22 protein-coding genes and 1 pseudogene are annotated in these 23,567 nt (G+C 73.1%); 13 read left to right on the top strand and 10 right to left on the bottom strand.

The window, feature by feature from the left end; translation table 11 throughout:
* Window positions 1-7: 7 nt before the first annotated feature.
* Window positions 8-454 (bottom strand): Lrp/AsnC family transcriptional regulator, encoded by a 447-nt coding sequence (locus ACWDUZ_RS24550; protein ID WP_451633945.1) that lies wholly within the window; start codon window positions 452-454, stop codon window positions 8-10.
* Window positions 455-577: 123 nt separating this feature from the next.
* Between ACWDUZ_RS24550 and ACWDUZ_RS24545 the strand changes: the two genes are divergently transcribed.
* Complete coding sequence (locus tag ACWDUZ_RS24545) at window positions 578-1,081, top strand: rhodanese-like domain-containing protein (protein WP_451633944.1); 504 nt, start codon at window positions 578-580, stop codon at window positions 1,079-1,081.
* A 66-nt stretch (window positions 1,082-1,147) separates the two neighbouring features.
* Here ACWDUZ_RS24545 and ACWDUZ_RS24540 read toward each other — a convergent pair whose 3' ends face one another.
* Together ACWDUZ_RS24540 and ACWDUZ_RS24535 are read right to left on the bottom strand one after the other, a co-directional pair.
* Window positions 1,148-2,839 carry a DUF885 domain-containing protein gene (locus tag ACWDUZ_RS24540; RefSeq protein ID WP_451633943.1) on the bottom strand — a complete coding sequence of 564 codons (1,692 nt, stop codon included), beginning with the start codon at window positions 2,837-2,839 and terminating at the stop codon, window positions 1,148-1,150.
* Window positions 2,840-2,872: 33 nt separating this feature from the next.
* Complete coding sequence (locus ACWDUZ_RS24535) at window positions 2,873-3,382, bottom strand: Lrp/AsnC family transcriptional regulator (protein WP_451633942.1); 510 nt, start codon at window positions 3,380-3,382, stop codon at window positions 2,873-2,875.
* Between the two features lie 59 nt (window positions 3,383-3,441).
* On the opposite strand from ACWDUZ_RS24535, the gene ACWDUZ_RS24530 reads away from it, so the two are divergent.
* Window positions 3,442-4,665, top strand: coding sequence for a trans-sulfuration enzyme family protein (locus ACWDUZ_RS24530; protein ID WP_451633941.1), 1,224 nt, complete (start codon window positions 3,442-3,444; stop codon window positions 4,663-4,665).
* A gap of 109 nt (window positions 4,666-4,774) precedes the next feature.
* Here ACWDUZ_RS24530 and ACWDUZ_RS24525 read toward each other — a convergent pair whose 3' ends face one another.
* Window positions 4,775-6,214 carry an N-acetyltransferase family protein gene (locus ACWDUZ_RS24525; protein WP_451633940.1) on the bottom strand — a complete coding sequence of 480 codons (1,440 nt, stop codon included), beginning with the start codon at window positions 6,212-6,214 and terminating at the stop codon, window positions 4,775-4,777.
* 431 nt (window positions 6,215-6,645) lie between these two features.
* The gene (gene pdxR / locus ACWDUZ_RS24520) at window positions 6,646-8,109 is read right to left on the bottom strand and encodes a MocR-like pyridoxine biosynthesis transcription factor PdxR (protein ID WP_451633939.1); all 1,464 of its coding nucleotides are present in this window, start codon (window positions 8,107-8,109) and stop codon (window positions 6,646-6,648) included.
* Between pdxR and ACWDUZ_RS24515 the strand changes: the two are divergent.
* Window positions 8,100-8,561, top strand: a pseudogene (locus tag ACWDUZ_RS24515) (EamA family transporter); the annotation flags it as partial. The gene pdxR and the pseudogene ACWDUZ_RS24515 overlap by 10 nt on opposite strands.
* Before the next feature lie 477 nt (window positions 8,562-9,038).
* Here the strand turns inward: ACWDUZ_RS24515 and ACWDUZ_RS24510 are convergent.
* On the bottom strand, window positions 9,039-9,869 hold the full coding sequence (locus tag ACWDUZ_RS24510) for an alpha/beta fold hydrolase (protein ID WP_451633938.1): 831 nt from the start codon (window positions 9,867-9,869) through the stop codon (window positions 9,039-9,041).
* Window positions 9,870-10,052: 183 nt separating this feature from the next.
* Here ACWDUZ_RS24510 and ACWDUZ_RS24505 point away from each other — a divergent pair, with 183 nt between their 5' ends.
* Together ACWDUZ_RS24505 and ACWDUZ_RS24500 are read left to right on the top strand one after the other, a co-directional pair.
* Window positions 10,053-10,937 (top strand): RNA polymerase sigma-70 factor, encoded by an 885-nt coding sequence (locus tag ACWDUZ_RS24505; protein ID WP_451633937.1) that lies wholly within the window; start codon window positions 10,053-10,055, stop codon window positions 10,935-10,937.
* A 287-nt stretch (window positions 10,938-11,224) separates the two neighbouring features.
* A complete protein-coding gene (locus ACWDUZ_RS24500; protein WP_451633936.1) occupies window positions 11,225-11,986 on the top strand; it encodes a GntR family transcriptional regulator in 762 nt (253 codons plus the stop codon).
* A gap of 88 nt (window positions 11,987-12,074) precedes the next feature.
* Here ACWDUZ_RS24500 and ACWDUZ_RS24495 read toward each other — a convergent pair whose 3' ends face one another.
* Window positions 12,075-13,232, bottom strand: a complete 1,158-nt coding sequence (locus ACWDUZ_RS24495) for an ROK family protein (protein WP_451633935.1) — start codon at window positions 13,230-13,232, stop codon at window positions 12,075-12,077.
* A gap of 360 nt (window positions 13,233-13,592) precedes the next feature.
* Between ACWDUZ_RS24495 and ACWDUZ_RS24490 the strand changes: the two genes are divergently transcribed.
* On the top strand, window positions 13,593-14,036 hold the full coding sequence (locus ACWDUZ_RS24490; RefSeq protein WP_451633934.1) for a hypothetical protein: 444 nt from the start codon (window positions 13,593-13,595) through the stop codon (window positions 14,034-14,036).
* Between the two features lie 30 nt (window positions 14,037-14,066).
* On the opposite strand, the gene mug is transcribed toward ACWDUZ_RS24490, so the two are convergent.
* Window positions 14,067-14,567, bottom strand: coding sequence for a G/U mismatch-specific DNA glycosylase (mug, locus tag ACWDUZ_RS24485; protein WP_451633933.1), 501 nt, complete (start codon window positions 14,565-14,567; stop codon window positions 14,067-14,069).
* 44 nt (window positions 14,568-14,611) lie between these two features.
* A complete protein-coding gene (gene purB / locus ACWDUZ_RS24480; RefSeq protein ID WP_451633932.1) occupies window positions 14,612-16,054 on the bottom strand; it encodes an adenylosuccinate lyase in 1,443 nt (480 codons plus the stop codon).
* 465 nt (window positions 16,055-16,519) lie between these two features.
* Between purB and ACWDUZ_RS24475 the strand changes: the two genes are divergently transcribed.
* From ACWDUZ_RS24475 to ACWDUZ_RS24445, 7 genes are all read left to right on the top strand, one after another.
* On the top strand, window positions 16,520-16,702 hold the full coding sequence (locus ACWDUZ_RS24475; protein WP_451633931.1) for a 4-hydroxylaminobenzoate lyase: 183 nt from the start codon (window positions 16,520-16,522) through the stop codon (window positions 16,700-16,702).
* A 93-nt stretch (window positions 16,703-16,795) separates the two neighbouring features.
* Complete coding sequence (locus tag ACWDUZ_RS24470; protein WP_451633930.1) at window positions 16,796-17,593, top strand: IclR family transcriptional regulator; 798 nt, start codon at window positions 16,796-16,798, stop codon at window positions 17,591-17,593.
* Window positions 17,594-17,821: 228 nt separating this feature from the next.
* Window positions 17,822-19,024 (top strand): Rieske 2Fe-2S domain-containing protein, encoded by a 1,203-nt coding sequence (locus tag ACWDUZ_RS24465; protein WP_451633929.1) that lies wholly within the window; start codon window positions 17,822-17,824, stop codon window positions 19,022-19,024.
* Between the two features lie 65 nt (window positions 19,025-19,089).
* Window positions 19,090-19,998, top strand: a complete 909-nt coding sequence (locus tag ACWDUZ_RS24460) for a PDR/VanB family oxidoreductase (RefSeq protein WP_451633928.1) — start codon at window positions 19,090-19,092, stop codon at window positions 19,996-19,998.
* An 8-nt stretch (window positions 19,999-20,006) separates the two neighbouring features.
* On the top strand, window positions 20,007-20,495 hold the full coding sequence (locus ACWDUZ_RS24455) for a hypothetical protein (protein WP_451633927.1): 489 nt from the start codon (window positions 20,007-20,009) through the stop codon (window positions 20,493-20,495).
* A gap of 49 nt (window positions 20,496-20,544) precedes the next feature.
* Window positions 20,545-21,210 (top strand): nitroreductase family protein, encoded by a 666-nt coding sequence (locus tag ACWDUZ_RS24450; RefSeq protein ID WP_451633926.1) that lies wholly within the window; start codon window positions 20,545-20,547, stop codon window positions 21,208-21,210.
* Window positions 21,211-21,285: 75 nt separating this feature from the next.
* Window positions 21,286-22,641 (top strand): MFS transporter, encoded by a 1,356-nt coding sequence (locus ACWDUZ_RS24445; RefSeq protein WP_451633925.1) that lies wholly within the window; start codon window positions 21,286-21,288, stop codon window positions 22,639-22,641.
* Window positions 22,642-22,714: 73 nt separating this feature from the next.
* Here ACWDUZ_RS24445 and ACWDUZ_RS24440 read toward each other — a convergent pair whose 3' ends face one another.
* Window positions 22,715-23,485 carry an IclR family transcriptional regulator domain-containing protein gene (locus ACWDUZ_RS24440; protein ID WP_451633924.1) on the bottom strand — a complete coding sequence of 257 codons (771 nt, stop codon included), beginning with the start codon at window positions 23,483-23,485 and terminating at the stop codon, window positions 22,715-22,717.
* Window positions 23,486-23,567: the final 82 nt, after the last annotated feature.

Here is a 23,567-nt window from a genome sequence, read left to right as displayed (position 1 = left end):
TAGGCCCTCAGCGGCCGAGGGGGCGGCGGGGCAGGGGCGAGGAGTACACGATGCTCGTGGTCACCGAACCCAGCGCGCCGATCCTGCCGGACAGCTCCTCCAGGTGGCGCATGGAGCGCGCGGCCACCTTGATGACGAAGCAGTCGTCGCCGGTCACGTGGTGCGCCTCCAGGATCTCGGGAGTGGCGGCCACCAGGTCGTGGAAGGGCTTGTAGTTGCCGTTGGGGTAGCGGAGCCGGACGAAGGCCAGGATCGACATCCCCAGCCGCTCCGGGTCGACCACGGCCGCGTACCCCTGGATGACGCCCGCCTCCTCCAGGCGGCGCACCCGCTCGGTGACCGCGCTCGGGGACATCGACACCGCCCGCGCCAGCTCGGCGAAGCTGGCCCGCCCGTCCCGCTGGAGGACGTCGAGAATGCGCCAGTCGGTGGCGTCCGGGGAAAAAGCGGCCATGGGCGATGGATACCAGGAACATCCACGGCCGATCAAGAGATCCGCCGTGGATCGCTCCTTCCTGGAGATGATCACCGGCCGTAGATTTCCGGATGTCGAGACCGCTCGGGGAAGGACCTCACGATGACCGCCGTATCCACCGCCGCCGGCTCCGCATCGCTCGCCGCCCACCCGGTGCTGCGGGTCCCGCCGGCCCCTCCGGCTCAGGCCGCCGCCCACTTCCGGGCGAGCCTCGCCCTCCACGCCGACGTGTCCGACGTCGCCGCCGCGTTCGCGGCCGGCGGCGACCCCGGTTTCGTCCTGCTCGACTCCCGCTCCACCGAAGCCTGGGACCAGGGGCACGTCCCCGGCGCGGTGCACCTGCCGACCGCGCTGATCCCCGAGCAGGCCGAGGCGTTGCTCGACCGGTCCGTCCCGGTGGTCACCTACTGCTGGGGCCCGGGCTGCAACGGTGGCACCCGCGCCGCCCTCGCCCTCGCCGAACTCGGCTACCGGGTCAAGGAGATGCTCGGCGGATTCGAGTACTGGGTGCGCGAGGGCTTCGCGTACGAGACGTGGCGGGGCGAGGACCGCCGCGCCGCCGACCCGCTGACGGCGCCGGTCGGCGGCGACGACTGCGGTTGCTGAACCGCGGGACGAACCCGCGCAGAGCGGCCGGACACCGGTCGCCCTGCGCGGGATACAGGGCCGAGGTCAGAGCTGGGACAGCTCGTCCACCAGATCGTCCAGCCCCAGCGACCCCTGGGACAGGGCCGCCATGTGCCAGGCCTTCGCGTCGAACGCGTCGCCGTGCCGCTTCCGGGCGTTCTCGCGGCCGAGCAGCCAGGCCCGCTCGCCCAGCTTGTAGCCGATCGCCTGGCCGGGCATCGACAGATAGCGGATCAGCTCGCTCGCCACGAAGTCCCGCGGACGGCTGCTGTGCGCGCCGAAGAACTCCTGCGCCAGCTCCGGCGTCCAGCGCTCACCGGGATGGAAGGGCGAGTCGGCCGGGATGTCCAGCTCCAGGTGCATGCCGATGTCGATGATGACGCGGGCCGCCCGCATCATCTGCGCGTCCAGGTAGCCCAGCCGCCGCTCCGGGTCGGTGAGGAAGCCGAGCTCGTCCATCAGGCGTTCCGCGTACAGCGCCCAGCCCTCGGCGTTGGCGCTGACGATGCCCACCGTCGCCTGGTAGCGCGAGAGGTTGTCGGCGACGTGTGCCCACTGCGCGAGCTGGAGGTGGTGGCCGGGGACGCCTTCGTGGTACCAGGTGGACACCAGGTCGTAGACCGGGAACCGGGTCTGCCCCATGGTCGGCAGCCAGGTCCGGCCCGGGCGGGAGAAGTCGGGGGACGGCGCCGTGTAGTAGGGCGCGGCGGCACCGCCGGGCGGCGCGATGCGGGACTCCACCCTGCGGACCCGCTCGGCCAGTTCGAAGTGGGTGCCGTCGAGCGCGTCGATGGCCTCGTCCATCAGGCCCTGGAGCCAGGCGCGGACCTCGTCCACACCCTCGATGTGCGCGCCGTGGGCGTCGAGATGGGCGAGCGCCACCCACGGGGTCTCGGCGCTGGGCAGGACCTTCTCGGCCTCCTGCCGCATCTCGCCGAGCAGCCGGTGGAACTCCGACCAGCCGTACGCGTACGCCTCGTCGAGGTCCAGGTCCGTGCCGTTGAAGTACCGCGAGAAGCGGGCGTAGCGCTCGCGGCCGACGGTGTTCGGGCTGCCCTCGATCGTCGGCGCGTACACGTCGCGCATCCAGTCGCGCAGTTCGACGACGGCCGCGGTCGCCGCCCGGGCGGCCTCGTCGAGTTCGCCGCGCAGGGACTCGGGACCGGCGGCGGCGAAGTCCTCGAACCAGCCGCGGCCCTGGCCGTTCGTGTCCGACCACTTGGTGAGCTGCTCGACGAAGGTCTGGGTCGGCCGCGGGCCCGCGTACAGCTTGCGCTCCAGGCCGAGGGCCAGGGACTCGCGGTACCCGCGCAGCGCGGCGGGTACGGCACGCAGTCGCTCGGCGATCGCCGCCCAGTCCTCGTCGGTGTCGGTGGGGGTGATCGTGAAGACCTCGCGCACCGAGTGCACGGGGCTGTGGATGTTGCTCACCGCGCGTAGACCCTCGTCGGCGTCGTGCACGGCGAGTTCCGCGGTGAGCCGCTCGCGCAGCAGGCGCGCACAGCGGCGCTCGATGTCACTGTCCGCGCCGGGCCCGCGTTCGGCCTCGTCCAGGCGGGCCAGCGTGGTGCGCGCGAGCTCTGCCAGCGCCTCCTGGCCGGCGGGCGAGGTGTCGGGCAGCTTGCTCGAGCTCTCCTTCACGCCGAGGTAGGTGCCGGTGATCGGGTCGAGGGCGATGAGTTCGTCGACGTAGGCGTCGGCGATCTGACGGGGAAGCGCGCTGGTGGTCTCTGACATGACGCCCATCCTCGTACGAGGACGGGCGCCGCGTCAGCCCGGTTTACCGGTCTCGGGGGTGGCCGTCTCCGCGCCCGGCGGCAACAGGGGGCCGCAGTCCCACTGCTGGAAGATCAGCCGGGTCTCCACCCGGGCCACCTCCCGCCGGGCCGTGAACTCGTCCAGCACCAGCCGCTGGAGATCCGCCATGTCCGCGACGGCGACATGGACGAGATAGTCGTCCGGCCCGGTCAGATGGAACACCGACAACGACTCCGGCAGCGCCCGGATACGCTCCACGAACGGCCCCACCAGTTCCCGGCGGTGCGGTCTGACCTGCACCGACAGCAGTGCCTGAAGACCCCGGCCCAGTGTGGCGGGGTCGAGCCGGAGGCGGTGGCCGACGATGACGCCCGACCGGCGCAGCCGGGTCACCCGGTCCAGGCAGGTCGACGGCGCCACCCCGACCTGGGCGGCGAGATCCCGGTAGGTGATCCGGGCGTCGTTCTGCAACAGGCGCAGCAGATGGAGATCCACCGCGTCCAGTTCGACGGATTCGGCCATGTGCCGAACGTAGCACGGAGTTCCCGGCCGGATCCTCGACGGTTGTTCACCCTGCGGTCATGGACACGCCCCTCGACTCCGCGCGCACCACCGCGTACGACGACGTGCGCACCGCCGCACCCAGAGCACTGGCCACCGAGGCCGTGCACGCCGGCCGGGACGACCTCGCCCGCCAGGGACTGCACGCCCCGCCGATCGACCTGTCCACCACCTACCCCTCCTACGACAGCCGGGCGGAGGCCGCCCGTATCGACGCCTTCGCCGGCGACGGCGCCGAACTCGACGGCCCGCCGGTCTACGGGCGGCTCGGCAACCCGACCGTCGCCCGCTTCGAGACCGCGCTGGCCCGGCTGGAGGGCACCGAGGCGGCGGTCGCGTTCGCCAGCGGCATGGCCGCGCTCAGCGCCGTCCTCCTCGCCCGGTCCGCCATGGGCCTGCGCCACGTCGTGGCCGTACGGCCCCTGTACGGGTGCAGCGACCACCTGCTCACCGCCGGTCTGCTGGGCACCGAGGTGACCTGGACCGACCCGGCGGGCATCGGTGACGCGCTGCGCCCGGACACCGGACTGGTCATGGTGGAGTCCCCGGCCAACCCGACGCTGGCCGAGGTGGATCTTCGGGCCGTCGCCCACGCCTGCGGCTCCGTCCCGCTGCTGGCCGACAACACCTTCGCCACGCCGGTGCTCCAGCGCCCGGTCGAGCACGGTGCCCGGCTGGTGCTGCACAGTGCCACCAAGTACCTGGGCGGACACGGGGACGTCATGGCCGGTGTGGTGGCGTGCGACGAGGAACTCGCCGGGCGGCTGCGGCAGGTGCGCTTCGCCACCGGCGGCGTCCTGCACCCGCTCGCCGGGTACCTGCTGCTGCGCGGCCTGTCCACGCTGCCGGTGCGGGTGCGGGCCGCCTCCGCCACCGCCGCCGACCTGGCGGCCCGGCTGGCGGCCGATCCGCGGGTGGCCCGGGTGCACTATCCGCGCATCGGCGGCGCGATGGTCGCCTTCGAGGTGCACGGCGACCCGCACGCGGTCATCGGCGGCGTCCGGCTGATCACCCCCGCCGTCAGCCTCGGCAGCGTCGACACGCTGATCCAGCACCCGGCCTCCATCAGCCACCGCATCGTGGACGCGGAGGACCGGCGCGGCGCCGGGGTCAGCGACCGGCTGCTGCGCATGTCGGTCGGCCTGGAGGACGTCGAGGACCTGTGGGCCGACCTGGACACGGCCCTGGGGCAACCGCCGTCCGGGTCGCCCGCGGTGAAGGGGCTGCACGAGGCGATGAGCTGAACGGCGGGCGGCAGGAAGAGGGTGTGTGGCCCGGCGACTTCGCCGGACCGCACACCCTCTCGCCGCCGGGTCCCGCGCGGTGCGGCCGGCCGGGGATCGGTGGGGCGGGTCAGTCGGGCAGGGCGGTGCCGTCGTACTCCTCCCGCCGGCCGGCGTACGGCAGCCGGCAGGACGCCGGGACGGTGTCCAGACGGGCGGTGATCACGAGGGTGCCCTCCTCGATCCGGAAGTCCAGCGGCAGGCCCAGGCCGCGCATGGCCGCGGCCATCGCCGTGTTCGACGCCTGCGTCACGGCGTAGACGCTCGCGCAGCCCGCCTCGACGGCCATGCCCACCAGCCGGCCCAGCAGTTCGGCGCCGATGCCGCGCCGCTGCCAGTCGTCCTCGACCAGGAGCGCGACCTCGGTCTCGTCGCCGTCCCAGAGCAGATGGCCGAGGCCGACGATCCGTCCCCGCGCGGTCTGCGCGGCGAGCGTGCGTCCGAAGCGTGGGCTGAGCAGGTGGTCGAGATAGCGGTCGACGTCGTGGACCGGCCCGTGGTAGCGCAGGCCGAGCGTCCGCGCCGAGCATCGCTCGTGCATCTGCCGGGCGGCCCTGAGATCGCTCCTGTCGGCCCGCCGCACGGTGATCGCCTCGCCCTCGGGCAGCGTCAGCACGTCCCGGCCGCGCGGGACGCGCGGTCCGAGCCGGCTGTCCAGCTCCACCAGCGCGCGGGCCCGTGCGAACTCGGCGGGCGTGAAGGGCAGATACGGCCGCTCCACGGTGATCACTCCGCCTTCCGGCGCCCGCAGCCGCAGCACCGTGTCCTCCAGCACTCCCTCGGCCGGTACCTCGTCGGGCCCACGGCCGCCGCCCGACGGCCGGGCCGGCAGCGAACGGATGACGTAGCGGCCCAGCAGCTGCCGCAGGGCCAGCGGGAGTTCCGCGGCGTCCAGGGCGGTGCGGGTGGCCAGGCCCAGGAGCCGTGTCGGCGCGTCCACCAGGTCGTGCGCGTCGGCCCGCTCGATCCAGGTGTCCGCGCCGCCCGCGGCCTCGACCGCCCGGGTGATCTCCGACGCCTCGGTCCGGCCCGGAGCGCGCAGCAGGAACTCGTCCACCGTGCCCTCGGCCAGCGGATGCGTCTGCAGGCTCAGGATGTCGACCTGACGGGCGGCCAGCGCCGCACACAGCGCGGCCAGCGACCCCGGCTCGTCCCGCACCGTCGTCCGCATCCGCCACAGCGCGCTCGTCGTCACCACCCCGTCCCGCGCCACCGTGGCGGGGACGGAGGGCCCGGCCTGCCGCCCCTCGCCGGCGAGCGGCCGGGCGCCGGTATCCCCCGGCGGGGGCGCGTGCCCGTGGCGCCGTGCCCACCAGGTGTGGAACGTCGCCGTCGCGAGCAGCGCCGGCGCCGAGATCAGCAACAGGGCAGGCCCGCCGGGCCCGTGCCCGATCAGGTTCGCCACGCCGTCCGCCACCGCGACGGCCGTGAACAGCGCGGCCAACTCCACCATGTCCCGCCGCCAGTGGTGCACCGGACGGCCGTGCCTTCTCCGTGTCACATCCGACATGTCTCCAGTCATGCGACCACGGTGAAGCACCGGCGTTGCGCGATCGCGAACATCCCGTGTCGCCCCGGTAAAGCGTTGATCCGCGCCGTTGCCGCCGTGGCGACCGATGGGGTGCCGAAGGCCGTGACGGAGACCGACGACGGTCGGTGCGGCTCCGTGGAAACACCGTGCCGCAGGGGCAGTTGGCCGTCGGCACGGGGTCCGCGCCGCGTCCCGGGGGATGACGCCGGGGCGCGGCACGGACGAAGAGAGTACGGGACCTGCGGTCCGATGCACCCCGGTCGGAGCGCCTGAGTCGAGAAAGGGCACGCCGCCGTCCTGCCCGCGCTCCCGGACCGCCGGCGCGCCGGACACGAACCGCACGCCCTGACGGCGGCGCACGGCCGCCCCGCCGTGACCGCCGGACGCACAACCGCCGTCGCGGGTGACGGTCACCCGCCGACCGCCTCCCGCATCAGTCGTACACCCTCGTTCACCCGCGCCGGCGACAGGTGCGCGTACCCCAGGACCAGTCGTACGCCGTCGGACGCCCCGGCCGTGCCGTCGTCCCCGGCGGAGCCACCGGCACGCGCGTGCGTGTACGCCGTCAGCGTGCGCACCGCGATCCCGGCCGCGCCCGCGCGGGCCAGGAACCGGTCCTCCGGGCCGTACCGCCGGGGCAGTTCGGCGATCAGGTGCAGGCCCGCCGCGATCCCGGACAGCCGCGCGCCTGGGAAGTGCTCCTGAAGGGCGGCGACGAGCGCGTCCCGGCGCTCCCGGTAGGCGCGCTGGCAGCGGCGCAGTTGCCGGTCGTAGTCGCCGCGTTCGACGAAGTGCGCGAACAACGCCTGCTCGAGGGTCGGATGACCGAGGTCCATGGTCCGTTTGCGTTCGACGACCTCGTCGGCCAGCCGCTCGGGCACCACCATCCAGCCCAGCCGGAGCCCGGGTGCCAGGGACTTGCTGACCGACCCGGCGTAGACCACGTGCTCCGGGTCGAGGCCCTGGAGGGCGCCCACAGGGGCGCGGTCGTAGCGGAAGTCGCCGTCGTAGTCGTCCTCGAGGACGATCCCGTCCACCGACCGCGCCCAGTCCAGGAGTTCGGCGCGCCGGCGGGCGGAGCAGGCAATGCCGGTGGGGAACTGGTGGGCCGGGGTCGTCGTCACGGCCCGTACGCCCGAGCGGCGCAACGGCCCGAGGGCGGGACCCTCCGCGTCCAGGGGGAGCGGAACGGTCTCGATGCCGGCCGACGCGTACAGGGCGCTGTGCTGGGGGCTGCCCGGGTTCTCCACGCCCACGGAGCGGATCCCGCGCGCGTGCAGCACGAAACCGAGCAGCGTCGTCGCCTGCGTCACCCCGGAGACGACCACGATCCGCTCCGGGTCCGCGACCACGCCCCGGCGGCGGGACAGGAGTTCGGCCAGCGCGGTGCGCAGCCGGGGCAGCCCGCGCGGGTCGGGATAGCCGAGGTGGTCGTGCGGCAGGCCGGCGAGCACGGAGCGGTGCGCGGCCGTCCACGCGGCCCGCGGGAACAGCGAGAGGTCGGGCACGCCCGGCACGAAGTCCACGCGGGCACCGGGGGAGCGGGGGGCGAGGTCCCGCGCGCGCGGGTGCGCGGCCCGTACGGCGCCGCCCACCCACGTCCCCGCGCCCCGCCCGCTGCGCAGATAGCCCTCCGCCACCAACTGCTCGTACACCTCGGTGATCAGCCCCCGCGACACGCCGAGGTCCGCCGCGAGATCCCGGCTGGAGGGCAGCCGGGTGCCCGGAGCCAGCCGGCCGGAGCGGACGGCCTCGCGCAACGCGGCCTGGAGCGACCGGCCACGCGCGCGTGCCGGTGCGGAGGCGGCCGGCAGCAGCAGTTCCCAGGCGGCGGAGGCGGCCCCATCGCCCGGATTGGTCTCCGATGACGTCATGGATGTGGACCTTAGACCGGGCCGCCGTGCTCCGTAGCGTCGCCGGCATGAACGCCACCGCCTCGCGCGGCGCCCTGCTCGCCGCGCTCGCCTGCGTCCTCGTCGGAGGGTCCTTCACCGCGAACAGCGTCCTCGGCCACTACCCGTACGCCGGCGGCCAGTTCCTGCGCTACGGCCTGGCCTGCCTGCTGCTCCTGCCCGTGGCCGGGCGGGGCTCGGCCGGGCGGCTGCGCCGGCTGGGCCCCCGGCAGTGGGTCCGGCTCGCGCTGCTCGCGGCGGTGGGCATGGTCGGCTTCAACCTGGCGGTGCTGGCCGCCGAGCGCACCGCGGAACCGGCGGTGCCGGGGGTCTTCGTCGGCTGCGCCCCCCTGGTCGTGGCGGTCCTCGTCCCGCTCCGGGACGGGCGGAGGCCGCGGCGGACCGTCCTGTACGGGGCGTGGCTGGTGGCCGCCGGGGCGTTCGCGGTGCAGGGGTGGGGCCGCACCGACGCCACCGGCATCGCCTTCTCGGCGTGCGCGCTGGCCGGTGAGGTCGGCTTCGCGGTCCTCGCCGGCCCGGTGCTGCGCCCGCTCGGGCCGCGGCTGCTGTCCGCCGTGGTGTGCGGCGTGGCATCCGTGGAGGCGGCGGTCGCCGGGATCTGCCTCGACGGCACCGCCTGGCTCCGGCGTCCCGGCACGGGCGAGGCCATGGCGCTGCTGTGGCAGGCGGCGGTCGTCACCGTCGTCGGCTTCGTGTGCTGGTACCTGGGCATGCAGCGGATCGGAGCCGAGCGCGCCACGCTCTTCTCCGGCCTGATCCCGGTCGCGGCGGCCTGCACCGCACCCCTCGTCGGCACCGGCTCCTACGGGGTGGCCCAAGCCGCGGGCACTGCCCTGGTGAGTACGGGAGTCGCCCTGGGGTCAGGGGCGTGGGCCCCTGTCGGGCGGCGGTCAGCGGCTGCCGTCGAGGAGCACGCGGGCGACGAGCGCCGGGTCGTCGTTCATCGGGACGTGTCCGCAGCCGGGCAGCCGCACCAGCCGGGCGCGGGGGATGATCTGCTTGGCGCGCACCCCCTGCCGGCGCACCAGCAGCCGGTCCTTGGAGCCCCAGGCCACGGTGACCGGAATGCCGGGGACGTCGTCGGTGAACCGGATGTCGACGCCTGCGCGGAGGGTCTGCTCGAAGCCGGTGGCCTGCGCCAGCGCGAGCGTCTCGGCGACCACGGCCTCGGGTGAACGACGGCCCGGCCGCGCGTAGATGGTGCTCGTCAGGACGGTGCGCCCGGCAGCCGTCCGCGCCAGCCGTTCGACCAGCGGCAGCGGAGTCCGCCGCGCGACGGCCCGCATCGCCTGGAGCACACCGAAGGCGTAGCGCCGTTCGGCCTGTGTCCAGAAGCCGGCCGGGGAGAGGGCGGTGACGGACCGTGCGAGCTTCTCACGGCCCAGTTCCAGAGCCAGCAGGCCGCCCAGGGAGTTGCCCGCCACATGGGGGCGGTCGATCTCCAGGGCCTCGCACAGCGCGGCGAGCGCGACGTTCATCGTCGGCAGATCGTGCCGCAGTCCCTCGGGCAGGGCCGGGGAGGCGCCGAAGCCGGGCAGGTCGACACTGATCACGTCGCGCTCGGCCGCCAGGAGGTGGACCACCGGGTCCCAGGCCTGCCGGTGGTGGCCTATGCCGTGCAACAGCAGCAGCGGCTCGCCGCTGCCCACGCGCGCGTAGGACAGGGTCACGGTCCGCGGACCGTGCGGCGAGGGGACCGTGAAGGAGACGGTGGCGGACATGGGGGCTCCTCGATGGGGGACTCGGCGGCCGACGCCGGGTAGACAGCTTGTCAGCAATTGCTACTGGCCGGTAGCCCCACGCAGGAGGTCTTTCTCGCCGTCGTCCTCGGCAGCCCCCGGGCAGCGCCGCCTCGCTTCCGTGACCGTCTGGACACGGCCGCGGGTGTCGGCTGGGATGGTGCGGTGACCACCGAAACCGAGACAGACCTCTTCGAAGAGCACCGTCCCGTCCTCATGGGCGTGGCGTACCGCATGCTCGGGCGAGTGGCGGACGCGGAGGACGTGGTCCAGGATGCCTGGCTGCGCTGGTCCGGCGCCGACCGGGGCGCGGTGCGGGAGCCGCGCGCCTATCTCGTGCGCGTCACCACGCGTCTCGCCATGGACCGGCTCCGCCGGATCAAGGCCCGGGGCGAGACGTACGTCGGCCCCTGGCTGCCGGAACCCCTGGCGACCGACGTCGCGGGCGCCACCGCGGACGCGGAGCAGCGGGCCGTGCTCGCCGACTCCGTCTCGCTCGCGATGCTGGTCGTCCTCGAGTCGCTCTCACCGCTCGAACGCGCGGTGTTCGTCCTCAGGGAGGCGTTCGGCTACCCGTACGCGGAGATCGCCGCGCTGCTCGACCGGGGCGAGGCGGCGGTGCGCCAACTCGCCGGGCGGGCCCGCAGACACGTCGAGGAGCGGCGTCCGCGCTACGACGTCGACCCGGTCCAGCGGCGCGACCTCACGGAGCGGTTCCTGGCCGCCGCGGCCGACGGCGACCTGGGGGGTCTGATGGCGCTGCTGGCGCCCGACGTCCGCCTGGTCGGCGACAGCGGAGGCAAGTCCAAGGCGCCGCTGCGGGTCCTGGAGGGCGCCGACAAGGTCGGCCGCTTCCTGGCCGGGGTGGCCGAGAAGGGGGTCGCGGACATGTCCTTGCGCCGGCTGGAGGTCAACGGCGGCCCGGCCGTGCTCGTCCTGTCCGGGGGCAGACCCGACAGCGTCGTCCAGGTGGACGTCGCCGACGGGCGGGTCCTCGCCGTCTACATCATCCGCAACCCGGACAAACTCCGGCTCCTGGCCGCCGCCTGAGACGCCCGGCCACCACCACCCGCGCCGAAGCCCCCGTCCGTACGGCGGGGGCTTCGGCGTGAGGGCACCGGCGCTCTTGTGCGCGGTCCCCCGCGAGGCGGTCGACGCCCCCGTGCGAACGCCGTACGAACGCCGTGCGAACACTGTGCGGCGCGCCGTCCCGCGCCCGGCCGAGGATTGGTATTGACCAAGGGTGGGGGCGGCCCTATCGTCGCAGATAAGTACAACAACCTTTAATAAACAAGGGCGCTAAAAGCCGCCGGACCAGGGCTATCGCGGAGGACAGGGTGGGGACCACGCAGCTGGAGTCGGTGCCGGAGCCGAAGTACTGGCACCTCAGGACCGTGCTCAGTGAGGCACTGGAATCCGAGTTCTCGGTCGGGGAGATCCTGCCCAACGAGCGGGAACTGGCCGCTCGGTTCGGCGTCGCCCGGGCCACGCTCCGCCAGGCCCTGGAACAACTGGAGCTGGAGGGCCGGCTGCAGCGTCGCCGCGGCGTCGGCACGACCGTCGCGCCGCCGCGCGTGGGCGTGGCCGTCGGCACCGAGGAACAGGCATGGCCGGGGGCGGCCGGTGACGCCTGGCAGCCCGTGGACTGCGCGGAGTCGGTGCCTCCGGCGGCCGTCGCCGACGCCCTGGAGACCGGCCGCGACGAGCCCGTGCACACGGTGCGCCGGTCCCGGATGAGCCAGGGGCAGCCGGTCGCGGCCGAACTGCTGTACATCCCGGCGTCGTCGGTGCCCGGTCTGACCGCGATCGACGCCCCGTCCGGCACCGCACGCGCGCGTGCCGTGCTGCGCGAGCTGCAGCACCTGGACCTGGAGGGTCAGGACCGCGCCGTCGAACTCGGCTCCGCCCGCGCGGACGACGCCAAGGAACTGGACCGGCTGCCCGGCGCGCCCGTCCTCGTCGTCACGACGCGCTTCCTCGCCGGAGGCCGCACCGCCGCCCTCTCCGTGGCCACCTACCGCGCGGACACCTGCCGACTGACCTTCAAGGAGTCCGGCGGCGTGGTGATCGACCACGGTCCGGAGCGCCGCGCCTCGTGACCACCGCCGGCTGAGAACGGCCGACAACCGCCCTGCTGGGCGTCCCGGGGGGGCGGCGCTCAGCAGGGCGGTTGTCGGCCTGCCCGGCTCAGTGGTGGGCCGGCACCGTGCCCTCCACGGCGAACAACTGCTCCTCCACGTGGTCGAGGGCGAGCCGCAGGGCACCCGTCGCCACCGCCGCCTCGCCGAGCATCGACAGGGTCACCTGCGGCGTCCGCAGGCAGTAGCGGGCCAGCTCGTGGCGCAGCGGCTCCAGGACGCCGTCCAGGCCGGCCGCCCAGCCGCCGATGACCACCAATTCCGGATCCAGCGCCAGCACCAGCGCCGCCACGTCGTGGACGAGCCGCTGGATGAAACGGTCCACGGCCTCCAGAGCCCGCCGGTCGCCCTCGCGGGCCAGCGCGAAGACCGCCGCCACCGCCTGCTCGTCCAGCGGGTGCAGCGGCTGGTCCGTGGTCGACAGCAGTGTCTCCGGGGTCTCCCCCCGGCCCAGCAGGTGCAGCGCGCCGATCTCACCGGCCGCCCCGCCGAACCCGCGGTGCAGCCGCCCGCCGATCAGCGACCCCGCCCCGGGGCTCAGCCCGGCCAGTACGAAGACCACGTCGTCGGACTCGGTGGCCGCGCCCTTCCAGTGCTCGGCGACCGCCGCCGCGTTGGCGTCGTTCTCGACCAGCACCGGGCACTTGAAGGAGCGGCTCAGCCGTTCGCCGAGGCGCAGACCCGTCCACCCGGGCAGCGCGGTGCCCAGCCGAACGATGCCGCCCGCCTCGACGATCCCCGGTGTGCCGACCCCCACGGCCCGCAGCGAGCTGCGCGGGACGCCGGCGCGGCGCAGCAGCTCGGCCACCGCGGTGCGCAGCCGCTCGAGACGCTCGTCCGCCTCGGCCGTCTCGTCCACGTCCTTGGCCTGGGCCCCGATCACCCGGCCGTCCAGGTCGGACAGCAGTGCGGCGACCCGGTGGGCGCCGATCTCCAGACCCAGCAGATGTCCGGCCTCGGCCCGGAACCGGAACCGCCGTGCGGGCCGTCCCTGACGCCGGGTGGCGCCCTCCTCGGCCGCCGTCTCGACGACCAGGCCCGCCCCGATGAGGTCCTCGACGACGCCCTCGACCGTCGGCCGGGACAGCCCGGTCACCCCGGTGATCTCCGTGAGCGTCGCGCAGTCCGTGGCACGCAGCGCGTGCAGCACCACCGCGGAATTGATCCTTCGCAGCAGCGAGGGATCCCCGCCGGTAAGCCGCCCCACCGTCCGTCCTCCCAGCTCGTGCGCGTGTTGGCCGGATCGTACTCGGCACGGACCGGACCAGCGAGTGCCGGGACGCCGAGGCGTCCGTACGGCTCGTCACGCGCCTCGGGCGGGGCCCGGCCCGCGAGGCTCGCGCCGCCGCCCGAGCCCTCGGTCGAGACCGTCGGGGCGACCGGGCGGGGCGGGTCCACGGATCTTCGGGGCAGCACCTCCACGGACTCGTCGTCGTCCGTGGCCGGGACCCTGCCGTCCGTGGTCCGCGACCCCGCAGCCCGCCGTCCCCGACACGTCGCCCTCGGCTGCCCGCGCCGGGTCCTGACGCGCCGCCAATTGTCAGTGGTGGCCGGTTTACTGGGAAACATGGACATCGCGAAGGCTCTCGCCGTGATCGACCGGCTGTGCTCCGGGGCGTTCCCCGCCGAGCAGGTCAGGACGGACGTCGGCACGGCCGGACCCGGCTACTGCATAGCCGAGTTGGAGACGAGCGAGGACTTCTGGGAGGACGACGGCACCCGGCGGGAGGAGGCGGAGGAACAGTACGCGTGCGACCGGGACGGACTGGGTGAGCGGCTGACGGAGCGGTGGGGGCCGCCCCGGGAGTTCAGCCTGTACAGCGTGCTCCATCGGACGGTGGAGGGGGAGGACCTGCCGGAGCCGTGGGCCTCGCTGAGCGGTCACGTGCCCGACGTCCAGCTGTGGCGGGCGCGGGAGACGGGCCGGTGGATAGCCCTCGGAGTGTCGCAGTGGGACAGGGAGCTGCCGTTCCAACTGCTCGCGGTCGTCACCGACACGGACCCGCCATGACCGCCCGTCCGGTCGGCACCCCGGCGGCGCCTAGGCGGTCTCCGCCGCGACCCGCAGCCGTGCGAACTCCTCCGCCATCGTCTCGGCCGTCCAGTGCGCGTTCAGCCCGCTCGGATTGGGCAGGACCCAAACCCGCGCGGCGCCGATCATCCGCTCCTGAGGCCCCACTTGGGCCATGCGGTCGCCGAAGGCCGCCCGGTACGCAGTGACGCCGACCACGGCGAGCCACCGGGGCCGCAGCTGCGCCGCCTTCAGGGCCAGCAGCCGTCCGCCCTCCCGGTACTCCTCCACCGTCAGTTCGTCGGCGCGTGCCGTGGGCCGGGCCACCACGTTCGTGATGCCGAGCCCGTACGACAGCACTTCGTCCTGCTCCGAGGGTTTCAGCAGCCTCGGCGTGAACCCCGACCGGTGCAGCACCGGCCAGAAGCGGTTGCCGGGGCGTGCGAAGTGATGGCCGGTCGCGGCCGTCATCAGGCCGGGGTTGATACCGCAGAACAGCACCCTCAGGCCGCCCGTGACCACGTCCGGCACCAGGCGGTCGCGGGCGGCCTCGAGGTCTGCCGGGGTGAGGCGGGTCAGAGGATGGCTCCCGGGGTGTAGGCCGCGGCCTCCGGGTGCTGCTTGACGATCTCCTCGATACGGACGACGACCGTGCCGACCTGGTCGGCGGCCGCGCCGGTGAAGGACAGCTTGTCCGCCATCAGGGCGTCCAGGTGTGCACGGTCGAGCGGGAGGCGGTCGTCCGCGGCGAGCTTGTCGAGCAGGTCGTTGCGCTCGGCACCCTGTTCGCGCATCGCGAGGGCGGTGGCGACGGCGTTCTCCTTGATCGCCTCGTGGGCGACCTCGCGGCCGACGCCGGCCCGCACCGCGCCCATCAGCACCTTGGTCGTCGCCAGGAACGGCAGATAGCGGTCCAGCTCCCGGGCGATCACCGCGGGGAAGGCGCCGAACTCGTCGAGCACCGTCAGGAACGTCTCCAGCAGGCCGTCCAGCGCGAAGAACGCGTCCGGGAGGGCCACGCGGCGCACCACCGAGCACGACACGTCGCCCTCGTTCCACTGGTCGCCCGCCAGCTCACCGGTCATCGAGGCGTAGCCGCGCAGCACGACCATCAGGCCGTTGACGCGCTCACAGGATCGCGTGTTCATCTTGTGCGGCATCGCCGAGGAGCCGACCTGGCCCGGCTTGAAGCCCTCGGTGACCAGCTCGTGCCCGGCCATCAGGCGGATGGTCTTGGCCAGTGAGGACGGCGCCGCGGCCAGTTGCACCAGGCTGGTGACGACCTCGTAGTCCAGGGAGCGCGGGTAGACCTGGCCGACGGAGGTGAAGGCCTGTGAGAAGCCCAGGTGGCGCGCGATCCGCCCCTCCAGCTCGGCGAGCTTGGCCGCGTCCCCGCCGAGCAGGTCCAGCATGTCCTGGGCGGTGCCGACCGGGCCCTTGATGCCGCGCAGCGGGTAGCGGCCCAGCAGCTCCTCGACCCGTCCGTACGCCACCAGCAGCTCGTCGGCCGCGGTGGCGAACCGCTTGCCGAGGGTCGTGGCCTGCGCCGCCACGTTGTGGGAGCGGCCGGCCATGACCAGCTCGCCGTACTCCGCGGCCAGCTTGCCCAGGCGCGTCAGCACGGCCACCGTACGGTCGCGCATCAGCTCCAGCGAGAGCCGGATCTGCAACTGCTCGACGTTCTCCGTCAGGTCCCGGGACGTCATGCCCTTGTGCACGTGCTCGTGCCCGGCCAGCGCGTTGAACTCCTCGATCCGCGCCTTCACGTCGTGCCGGGTGACCTTCTCGCGTTCGGCGATGGAGGCCAGGTCGACGGTGTCCAGGACGCGCTCGTAGTCGGCGATCGCCGTGTCCGGCACCTCGATGCCGAGATCCTTCTGGGCGCGCAGCACGGCGAGCCAGAGCTGCCGCTCCAGCCTCACCTTCTGCTCGGGCGACCAGAGCGTGGCGAGCTCGGTGGAGGCGTAGCGTCCGGCGAGGACGTTCGGGATACGGGGCTTTGCGGGCGCAGCAGTCACGTGCATCGATTCTACTGGCGATTCCTGCAGGCCGGCGCCACCGGGCCGTTCGTCGGAAGCTACGAGGGCCCGGCTTGGGTCGCCGGCCGTGCCGAGCCGGCCTCGTGGGGCACCGGTGCGGGCCGCTCCGGCGCCCGGCCCTCTTCCGCTGCACCGAGGTCGGTCAGACGTGCCGGCTCCTGGCGGGGCTCGCGGTCCGGGCCCGCTGCGGCGGCGGGCCTGGCCTGGAGTTCCTCGCCGGCCCGGCGGTTCCTCGCCTCGGCCGGGAACGGGTGCCACGGGCCTTGGTTTACAGCTCTTGACTGTAACGGAAATCGCCACCTAGTGTGATCCGAACCACAGCGTGTGTGGGACGTGACTTGAACATGAGGGGCTCACGACGGTGACTGCTCAGGAGCTGATCGACCGCGGCATCCCGTTCCTCGAGGACGTCGGGAACCGGACCGCCGGCGTCGAGCCGGGCCGGTGAGGCCGAGCGGCCGGCGGGGAGCGGGCTGGACCGCGCCCGGGCCGGGCAGCCACCACTGCCCGGAGGTGCGCGGCGGCGTTCTGATCGACCTGCCTGCCTCCCCGCGGGACGCATCTCCCACGACATCCGTCCCGTGCGACCGGCCGGTACCGCGGCGTGAACCGCGAGGACGGCGATGACGCGGCGCGCACGGGGGGCGCGGCCCTGCCGACACAGCGGTCCGGGCCGACGCGAGGGAGGCGAGAGTGCCGCGTTGCGAAACAGGTGAGTCCGTGCTGGCCCGTGCCGCGCGGGTCCTGGAGACCTTCGATCACGACCGCCGGGTGCTGACGGTCGCGGAGATCGCCCGGCGGGCGGCCGTGCCTGTGCCGACGGCGCACCGGCTGGTGGCCCAACTCCTCGACGTGGGCTTCCTGGAGCGCGTGGAGGAACACCGGGTACGCGTAGGCCTCCATCTGTGGGAGATCGCCGCGCTGGGCGCCCGGGCCCTGGACCTGCGCGAGGCCGCCATGCCCTACCTCGAGGACGTCCACGCGGCGACGCGGCAGCACACCCAGCTCACGGTCCTGGAGGGCACCGACGTGCTGGTGGTGGAGTGGCTCAAGGCACGCGAGTCGCTCCGCGGCCTGCTCCTGCACGCGGGGCGCCGAGTGCCCGCACACGCGGCGGCGGGCGGCGCCGTGCTGCTGGCGCACGCCGGTGCCGCACGACAGGAGGTGGTGCTGGCCGGACCGCTGACGCGGCTGAGCGACCGTACTCCGACGGACCCGCACGAGCTGCGCCGGCTGTGGGCGCATGCCCGCCGGCAGGGGTACATCGTGTGCAACGGGTTCGTCCACCCGCAGGGGACGAGCATCGCCGTACCGGTGCCGGGACGGGACGGCGGAGCGGTCGCCGCGATCGGTGTCGTCGTCCCGACCGCCGAGGCACAGCCCTGGACACTGGTTCCCGCGCTGCTGACCGCTGCACGCGGCATCGGGCGGACGTTGCGCACCCCGGCTCCGAGTGGGCCCGCACACACGCGGCGCCACCGCCCGCCGGGAACCGGGTCCCCGCCTGCTCGGACGTGAGCGGACGCGGGCGGCTTCTCATTGAATGGAGCCGGCGTTGAGCGGGAGGGTCTCCGGCCGTTTGGCTGGGCACCCCGGCCGAAGGCCGCTGTTCTGCCCCTCCGCCAGGATGCACCGCACTTCCGACAGGCGGGGCACCGGCGCGCCGACCTCTCGGACCGCTGTCCCCGACGGCGGTCGTCCCCGGCCGGCCGCCCGACCGAAGCCCACCGAGAGCAAGGAGTCCTCATGGACGTCGGCACCGCCTACGGACGCCCTCCCGGAACGTCGCTGCTGGAGCTGACCCGGGTGGGTCCGGGCACCCCGTACGGTGAGGTCCTTCGCCGGTACTGGCAACCCGTCGCGCTCTCCGGTGACGCCACCACGACCCCGAAGCGGCTGCGGATCCTGGGGGAGGACCTCGTCCTGTTCCGCACCCGTCGGGGCAGGCCCGGTCTGCTGGCACCGGACTGCGCGCACCGCGGGGCGTCGCTGTACTACGGCGGAGTCGAGCAGGACGGCATCCGGTGCTGCTACCACGGATGGGTCTTCGACACCGAGGGCCACTGCCTCGAGCAGCCGTGCGAGCCGGAGCTCGGCCGGTATCGCGACCGGGTCCGCCAACCGTGGTACCCGCTGCGTGAGTACCACGGCCTGATCTTCGCGTACATGGGGCCGCCCGACCGTGAACCGGCCTTCCCCGTCTACGACGTGCTGGAGAGCCGCGAAGCGGGGGAGTCCGTCTTCGCCGACGACCGCAGCTTCGGCGCGGGCGGTCCCGTGGAGCTGGACTTCAACTGGCTCCAGCACTGGGAGAACGTGATGGACCCCTTCCACGTGCCGATCCTGCACGCGCGTTTCTCCGGCAACCAGTTCATTCCGGAGATGGCCATCCTGCCGGAGTGCACGTTCTCGTACACCGAGCAGGGTGTGCGCGTCACGTCCGTCCGCGAGTTTCCCGACGGCCGGGTGCTGAACCGGGTCACCGACTGCGTCTTCCCCAACGTCCGGTTGATCCCCGGGCCGAAGCTGACCGCCCTGGGACCGACTCCGATCATCGGCTGGGCAGTGCCCTTCGACGACACACACTTCGGGGTGTTCACCCTTTTCAAGGCCGACCACCCCGACTATCTGCTCGGCGAGCGCAGCCGGATGGGCGACGGCAAGTGGTGGCACGAACTCACCGAGGCCGAGCACCAGCGCTACCCCGGCGACTACGAGGCCCAGAAGTCCCAGGGTGCCGTCGCCACGCACTCCCGTGAGTTCCTCACCACCACCGACCAGGGCGTCGCGATGCTGCGGCGCATGATGGGCAAGCAGATCAAGGCTGTGGCCGAGGGCGGCGATCCGGTCGGCGTCACCCGTGACGGCGACACCGTCACCTACCACGTCGAGGCCGGCAGCTACTTCGACGGTGCCACCGCCACCGACCCTGCGCGGGCCGCGAGATGACCAGCGGTGTGGCCTCGCCCCGACCCACACCGCCGGCTCCCGACCGGGAGGTGCGCGTCGTGTCCATGACCTGGGAAGCGGAGGGAGTGCTCTCGGTGGTCCTGGCCGACCCGGCCGGGCGGGCACTGCCCCCGTGGAGCCCCGGCGCGCACATCGACGTCGCTCTCGGTCCGGGGCTGCGCCGCAGCTACTCGCTGTGCGGAGATCCTTGCGACGACCGGACACTGACGGTGGCGGTGCTCCACGAGCCCGCGGGCAGGGGGGCCTCCGCGTACGTCCACGCCGCCCTCAGGCCCGGCGCACTCCTGCGGGTCTCGCACCCCAGGAACAACTTCGCCCTGGTGGACGCCGCCGAGTACCTGTTCGTCGCCGGCGGGATCGGGATCACACCGCTGCTGCCGATGATCTCGGCCGTGCACGGCCGGGGCACTCGATGGCGGCTTCTCTACGGCGGCCGACGCCGGGCGTCGATGGCCTTCCTGGACCGGATCGAGCGCTACGGCGAGCACGTTCTCGTCCGCCCGGAGGACGAGTTCGGACTGCTCGACCTCGACCGGGCGCTGGACGACACCACACCCGGCACGGCGGTGTTCTGCTGCGGACCCGAACCGCTGCTGGCCGCCGCGGAGACCGCCTGCTCGAAGCACCACCGCACACTGCTGCTCGAGCGGTTCGCCGCCCGGCAGCGGACCGGCGACGCTCCGGCGACGACGTTCGAGGTGGTGTGCCGGCGATCGGGGGCGCACGCGAGTGTCGGGCCGGATCAGAGCATCCTCGACGTTCTGCGGGAGGCCGGCCTGCCCGTGGCCTACTCCTGTCAGGACGGCATCTGCGGCACCTGTGAGACAGCGGTGGTCGAGGGCGACATCGAGCACCGCGACTCCGTCCTCAGCGACGCGGAACGCCGGGCCGGCGACACCATGCTCATCTGCGTCTCACGCTGCCGGTCCCCCCGCCTGGTCCTCGACGTGTAGGAGACACCGTGACTGACGTGATGCGACGGCCCCTCGCGGTCGTCGACGTGGACGGCGTGCTGGCTCTGGACCACCCGTCCGTTCCGGTCACCGAGACCGTCGTGCACGCCTACGGCAACAGATGGGCCCGGCGGGTGAGCGTGCCGGTCGGGGCGGACGTGCGCCTGCGGGAACTGGCCGGGCGATTCGACATCGTGTGGGCCGGTGCCTGGTCCCACAACGCCCATCCGGCCCTGCGGCCGATACTCGGCCTGCCCGAACGCCCCTGGCCCTTCCTCCCCGTGCAGTTCCACAAGCTTCGGGCCATCCGCGCCTTCGCCGCGGGCCGGCCGTGGGTCTGGATCGACGACAGCATCCACGACCTCGGCCCGGTGGACGACCCGCCGGACGGCGTGCTTGTGCCGGTGGACGGCAGCCTCGGGATCGTCGCCGTCGATCCCGAGGCGCTGCGCGTGGAACTGGACCGGCGGGTGGCCGCGTGGCCCACGGGCCGATGAACCCCCGCATTCCCCCCGATTTCCTCCTCCACCTGCCAAGGAGCACCCCATGGATGTCTACGAGGCCCTGTACACCACCCGGATGATGCGGCGGATGCGCAAGGATCCCATCCCGCTCGAGACGCAGTGCCGCATCCTCGATGCCGCGATCCGGGCGCCCAACGGCGGCAACGCCCAGCGCTGGCACTTCGTCGCGGTGGACGACCCCGCCATCAAGGAGGAACTGGCCGAGCTCTACCAGAAGTGCCGCGAACAGGAGTACGCGGACATCGCCCAGGGCGCGCTCGCCAGAACGATTCACGACCCCGAGGCGCACGCCGCCACCCTGCGCAAGATCAAGGCCTCGGGCGACTACTTCACCGAGCACTTCACCGACATCCCCCTGCTGCTGTTCGTCTTCTCGATAGACGACCACGGAGGCGCGAACATCTACCCGGCCATCTGGAGCACCCTGCTCGCCGCTCGCGCGGAAGGCGTCGGCGGCGTCATCACCACCGTGCTCCGCTACGAAGAGGACACCGTGCACAGGCTCCTCGGCGTCCCCACGGCGGACGGCTGGCGGATGAACGTCATGCTCGCGCTCGGCTACCCCCTCGGCCGGTGGGGCGTGGCCGCCAACCGTCGTCCGGTCCACGAGGTGGCCGGCCGCAACGGATGGGCCCGCCCCATCGGGGCGACCGTCCCCGAGCCGCTGTGGCCGCCCACCGCGCAGTGAACGCGGCGCCCGCACCCACGCTGTGCGCTTGCGACGCAGCATCGTGCACGCATCCCCGTCCCGGAAGGAAACGCAGTGGCCACAGCCTGGAAACCGAGCCCGTCGATCACCGAACCGGACGCCAGAGACCGGGAGTTCCGCCCACTGGCCGCCTGGTGCATGCTGATCATGCTGTGCGTCTTCATGGTGATCAACTTCGCCGACCGCACCGTCCTGGCCCTGGCGGCTCAGCCGCTCATGCGTGAGCTGGGGCTGTCGGCATCGGACTTCGGCCTCGTCAGCAGTTCCTTCTACTTCCTCTACAGCGTCAGTGCGATCGGGATCGGGTTCCTGGCGACCCGGCACATACCGCTGCGCCGACTGCTGTTCACCATGTCGCTGCTGTGGGCGGCGACCCAGCTGCCCGTCTTCCTGTTCGCGGGCGGGGGAGTACTGCTCACCACACGCGTCGCTCTCGGCGCAGCGGAGGGTCCGGCGACGGCCGTGGCCAACTCCACCGCCTACAGCTGGTTCCCGCCGCATCGGCGGGGACTTCCCACCTCCGTGCTCACCTCGGGACCCTCACTCGCCAAGCTCGTGGCGGCACCCCTGCTCACGTTCCTGATCGTGCGTCAGGGGTGGCGTACGGCCTTCCTCGCACTGGCGGTGGCGGGCGCGGTGTGGTGCGGTCTCTGGCTGGCCTTCGGACGCTCCGGGCCCTACGCCAGTACCCCTCAGGCGCCGGCCGGGGCCACGCGCGCCGAGGTCTTCGCCGGTCGGGCGGCACGACGACGCACCTTCCTCGCGGTCGTCACGAGCCGGACATTCGTCCTGCTGCTGCTGGCGACCTACCCGCTGTACGCGCTGATCTCGGTGATCCTCAGCTGGCTCCCGTCGTACCTGGAAGCCGGCCTCGGGTTCTCTCCGCTCACCTCGGGGTTCCTGTTCGGCCTGCCCAGCATCGTGGGCATGGGCATCATGCTCGGGGCCGGCTGGCTCACCGATCGCCTCCTCGCCTCGGGTTTCTCGGCCCGGGTGGCCCGAGGCCTGGTGCCCACGCTGTCCCTGGCCGTCGGTGGGCTGTTCCTCGCCGCCCTGCCCCTCGCCGGAAACCAGCGCTACGTGGCGTACGGGCTGCTGGTCGTCGGCTACTGCCTCACGCTGCTGGCCCTGCCGATCGTCTACGCGGCGATCGGCACCTGTGCGGCACCCTCGCAACGGACCAGTGTCCTCAGCCTGTTCATCGGGCTGCAGAGCACGGCCGGGATCATCGCGCCCTGGGCGACCGGAGCACTCGTCGACGCCGCGAAGAACCAGGTCGACGGCTACAACACCGCGTTCCTGGTGACAGGTGCCCTGATCGCGGTCGGCGGCCTGGTCGCCGCCGCGATCGTCGACCCGGGCCGCGACACGGCGCAGGAGGCGCCGGTCCAGTGGGAGCGGGCGGGCTGACCGATGTCCTGCCACGGCATCCGTTCCTCCGCAAGCGCCCGCGACGGCCTTGTGCCTCCCGCGTACGAGCAGGTCAGAGCAGCTGTTTCCCGAGGTGTTCGGCACTGAGCCGAAGCGTGTCGAGGACCTTCCCGAGCATCTCCTCCGGCGCCAGTTGCTCGATGGCCGCACCCACGTTCAAGGAGGCCACGACCTGGCCGTCCCACCGCCTGATCGGTACGGCCACCGAGTGGAACCCCGCCTCGACGTCGTTCGCGACGTAGCAGTAGCCGGCCTGTCGGATCTCTTCCAGCGCCGCGCTGTCCGGGGCGCCGTCGTGCGAGGCGTCCCCGGCGGGGTCGAGATGGGCCAGCAGCACCTTGCCCAGGGCCGAACTGTGCGCGGGCACGCGGTAGCCGATTCCGCTTCCGACGATGAGCAGGGACTGCCGTACCGCCCGAGCGATCATGACGGCGTCGGTTCCGTCGAGGACGGCCGCAGAGCACGAGGCATTGAACTGGCCGCAGACGCGATCGCACATCGGCTGGACGATGGTGCTGATCGCGTTCGACGTCAGATAGCCCTCCGCGAGGCCGAGGATGCGAGGCGTCAGCTCATAGGCGCGCCCGTCGGCGGCCAGGTAGCCGAGGTGTTCCAAGGTGAGCACCGCGCGTCGGACCGTGGCCCGGGACAGGCCGAGTTCGCGTGCCAGGTCGGCCTGGGTCATGCGTCTGTGGTGCGGACCGAAGGCCGAGAGGACCGCGAGACCCCGCGCGAGCGCCTCGGAGAAGTCGGCCGGGTTCGCGGTGCCTGCCAGTTCCCGTTGCCGTCGCGTCTGTGCGTCTTTTTCGTTGAGCCGGCCCATTGCGTTCGTCCCCTGTCCGGTCGTACCGTCCACCCACCCCGCCAGAAAATTGAACATCTGTGCGGTAATCGAACTCCTGGGG

Source organism: Streptomyces sp. NPDC003393, assembly GCF_053589015.1.
This window is presented reverse-complemented; position numbering and strand designations above follow the sequence as displayed.

Coding starts and splice junctions, on each gene's coding strand:
- ACWDUZ_RS24450 (WP_451633926.1), top strand. CDS start 20,545: ATGGATGTCTACGAGGCCCTGTACACCACCCGGATGATGCGGCGGATG.
- ACWDUZ_RS24465 (WP_451633929.1), top strand. CDS start 17,822: ATGGACGTCGGCACCGCCTACGGACGCCCTCCCGGAACGTCGCTGCTG.
- ACWDUZ_RS24510 (WP_451633938.1), bottom strand. CDS start 9,869: ATGTCCGCCACCGTCTCCTTCACGGTCCCCTCGCCGCACGGTCCGCGG.
- ACWDUZ_RS24550 (WP_451633945.1), bottom strand. CDS start 454: ATGGCCGCTTTTTCCCCGGACGCCACCGACTGGCGCATTCTCGACGTC.
- ACWDUZ_RS24530 (WP_451633941.1), top strand. CDS start 3,442: ATGGACACGCCCCTCGACTCCGCGCGCACCACCGCGTACGACGACGTG.
- ACWDUZ_RS24545 (WP_451633944.1), top strand. CDS start 578: ATGACCGCCGTATCCACCGCCGCCGGCTCCGCATCGCTCGCCGCCCAC.
- ACWDUZ_RS24540 (WP_451633943.1), bottom strand. CDS start 2,839: ATGTCAGAGACCACCAGCGCGCTTCCCCGTCAGATCGCCGACGCCTAC.
- ACWDUZ_RS24460 (WP_451633928.1), top strand. CDS start 19,090: ATGACCTGGGAAGCGGAGGGAGTGCTCTCGGTGGTCCTGGCCGACCCG.
- ACWDUZ_RS24535 (WP_451633942.1), bottom strand. CDS start 3,382: ATGGCCGAATCCGTCGAACTGGACGCGGTGGATCTCCATCTGCTGCGC.
- pdxR (WP_451633939.1), bottom strand. CDS start 8,109: ATGACGTCATCGGAGACCAATCCGGGCGATGGGGCCGCCTCCGCCGCC.
- ACWDUZ_RS24525 (WP_451633940.1), bottom strand. CDS start 6,214: ATGTCGGATGTGACACGGAGAAGGCACGGCCGTCCGGTGCACCACTGG.
- ACWDUZ_RS24440 (WP_451633924.1), bottom strand. CDS start 23,485: ATGGGCCGGCTCAACGAAAAAGACGCACAGACGCGACGGCAACGGGAA.
- ACWDUZ_RS24490 (WP_451633934.1), top strand. CDS start 13,593: ATGGACATCGCGAAGGCTCTCGCCGTGATCGACCGGCTGTGCTCCGGG.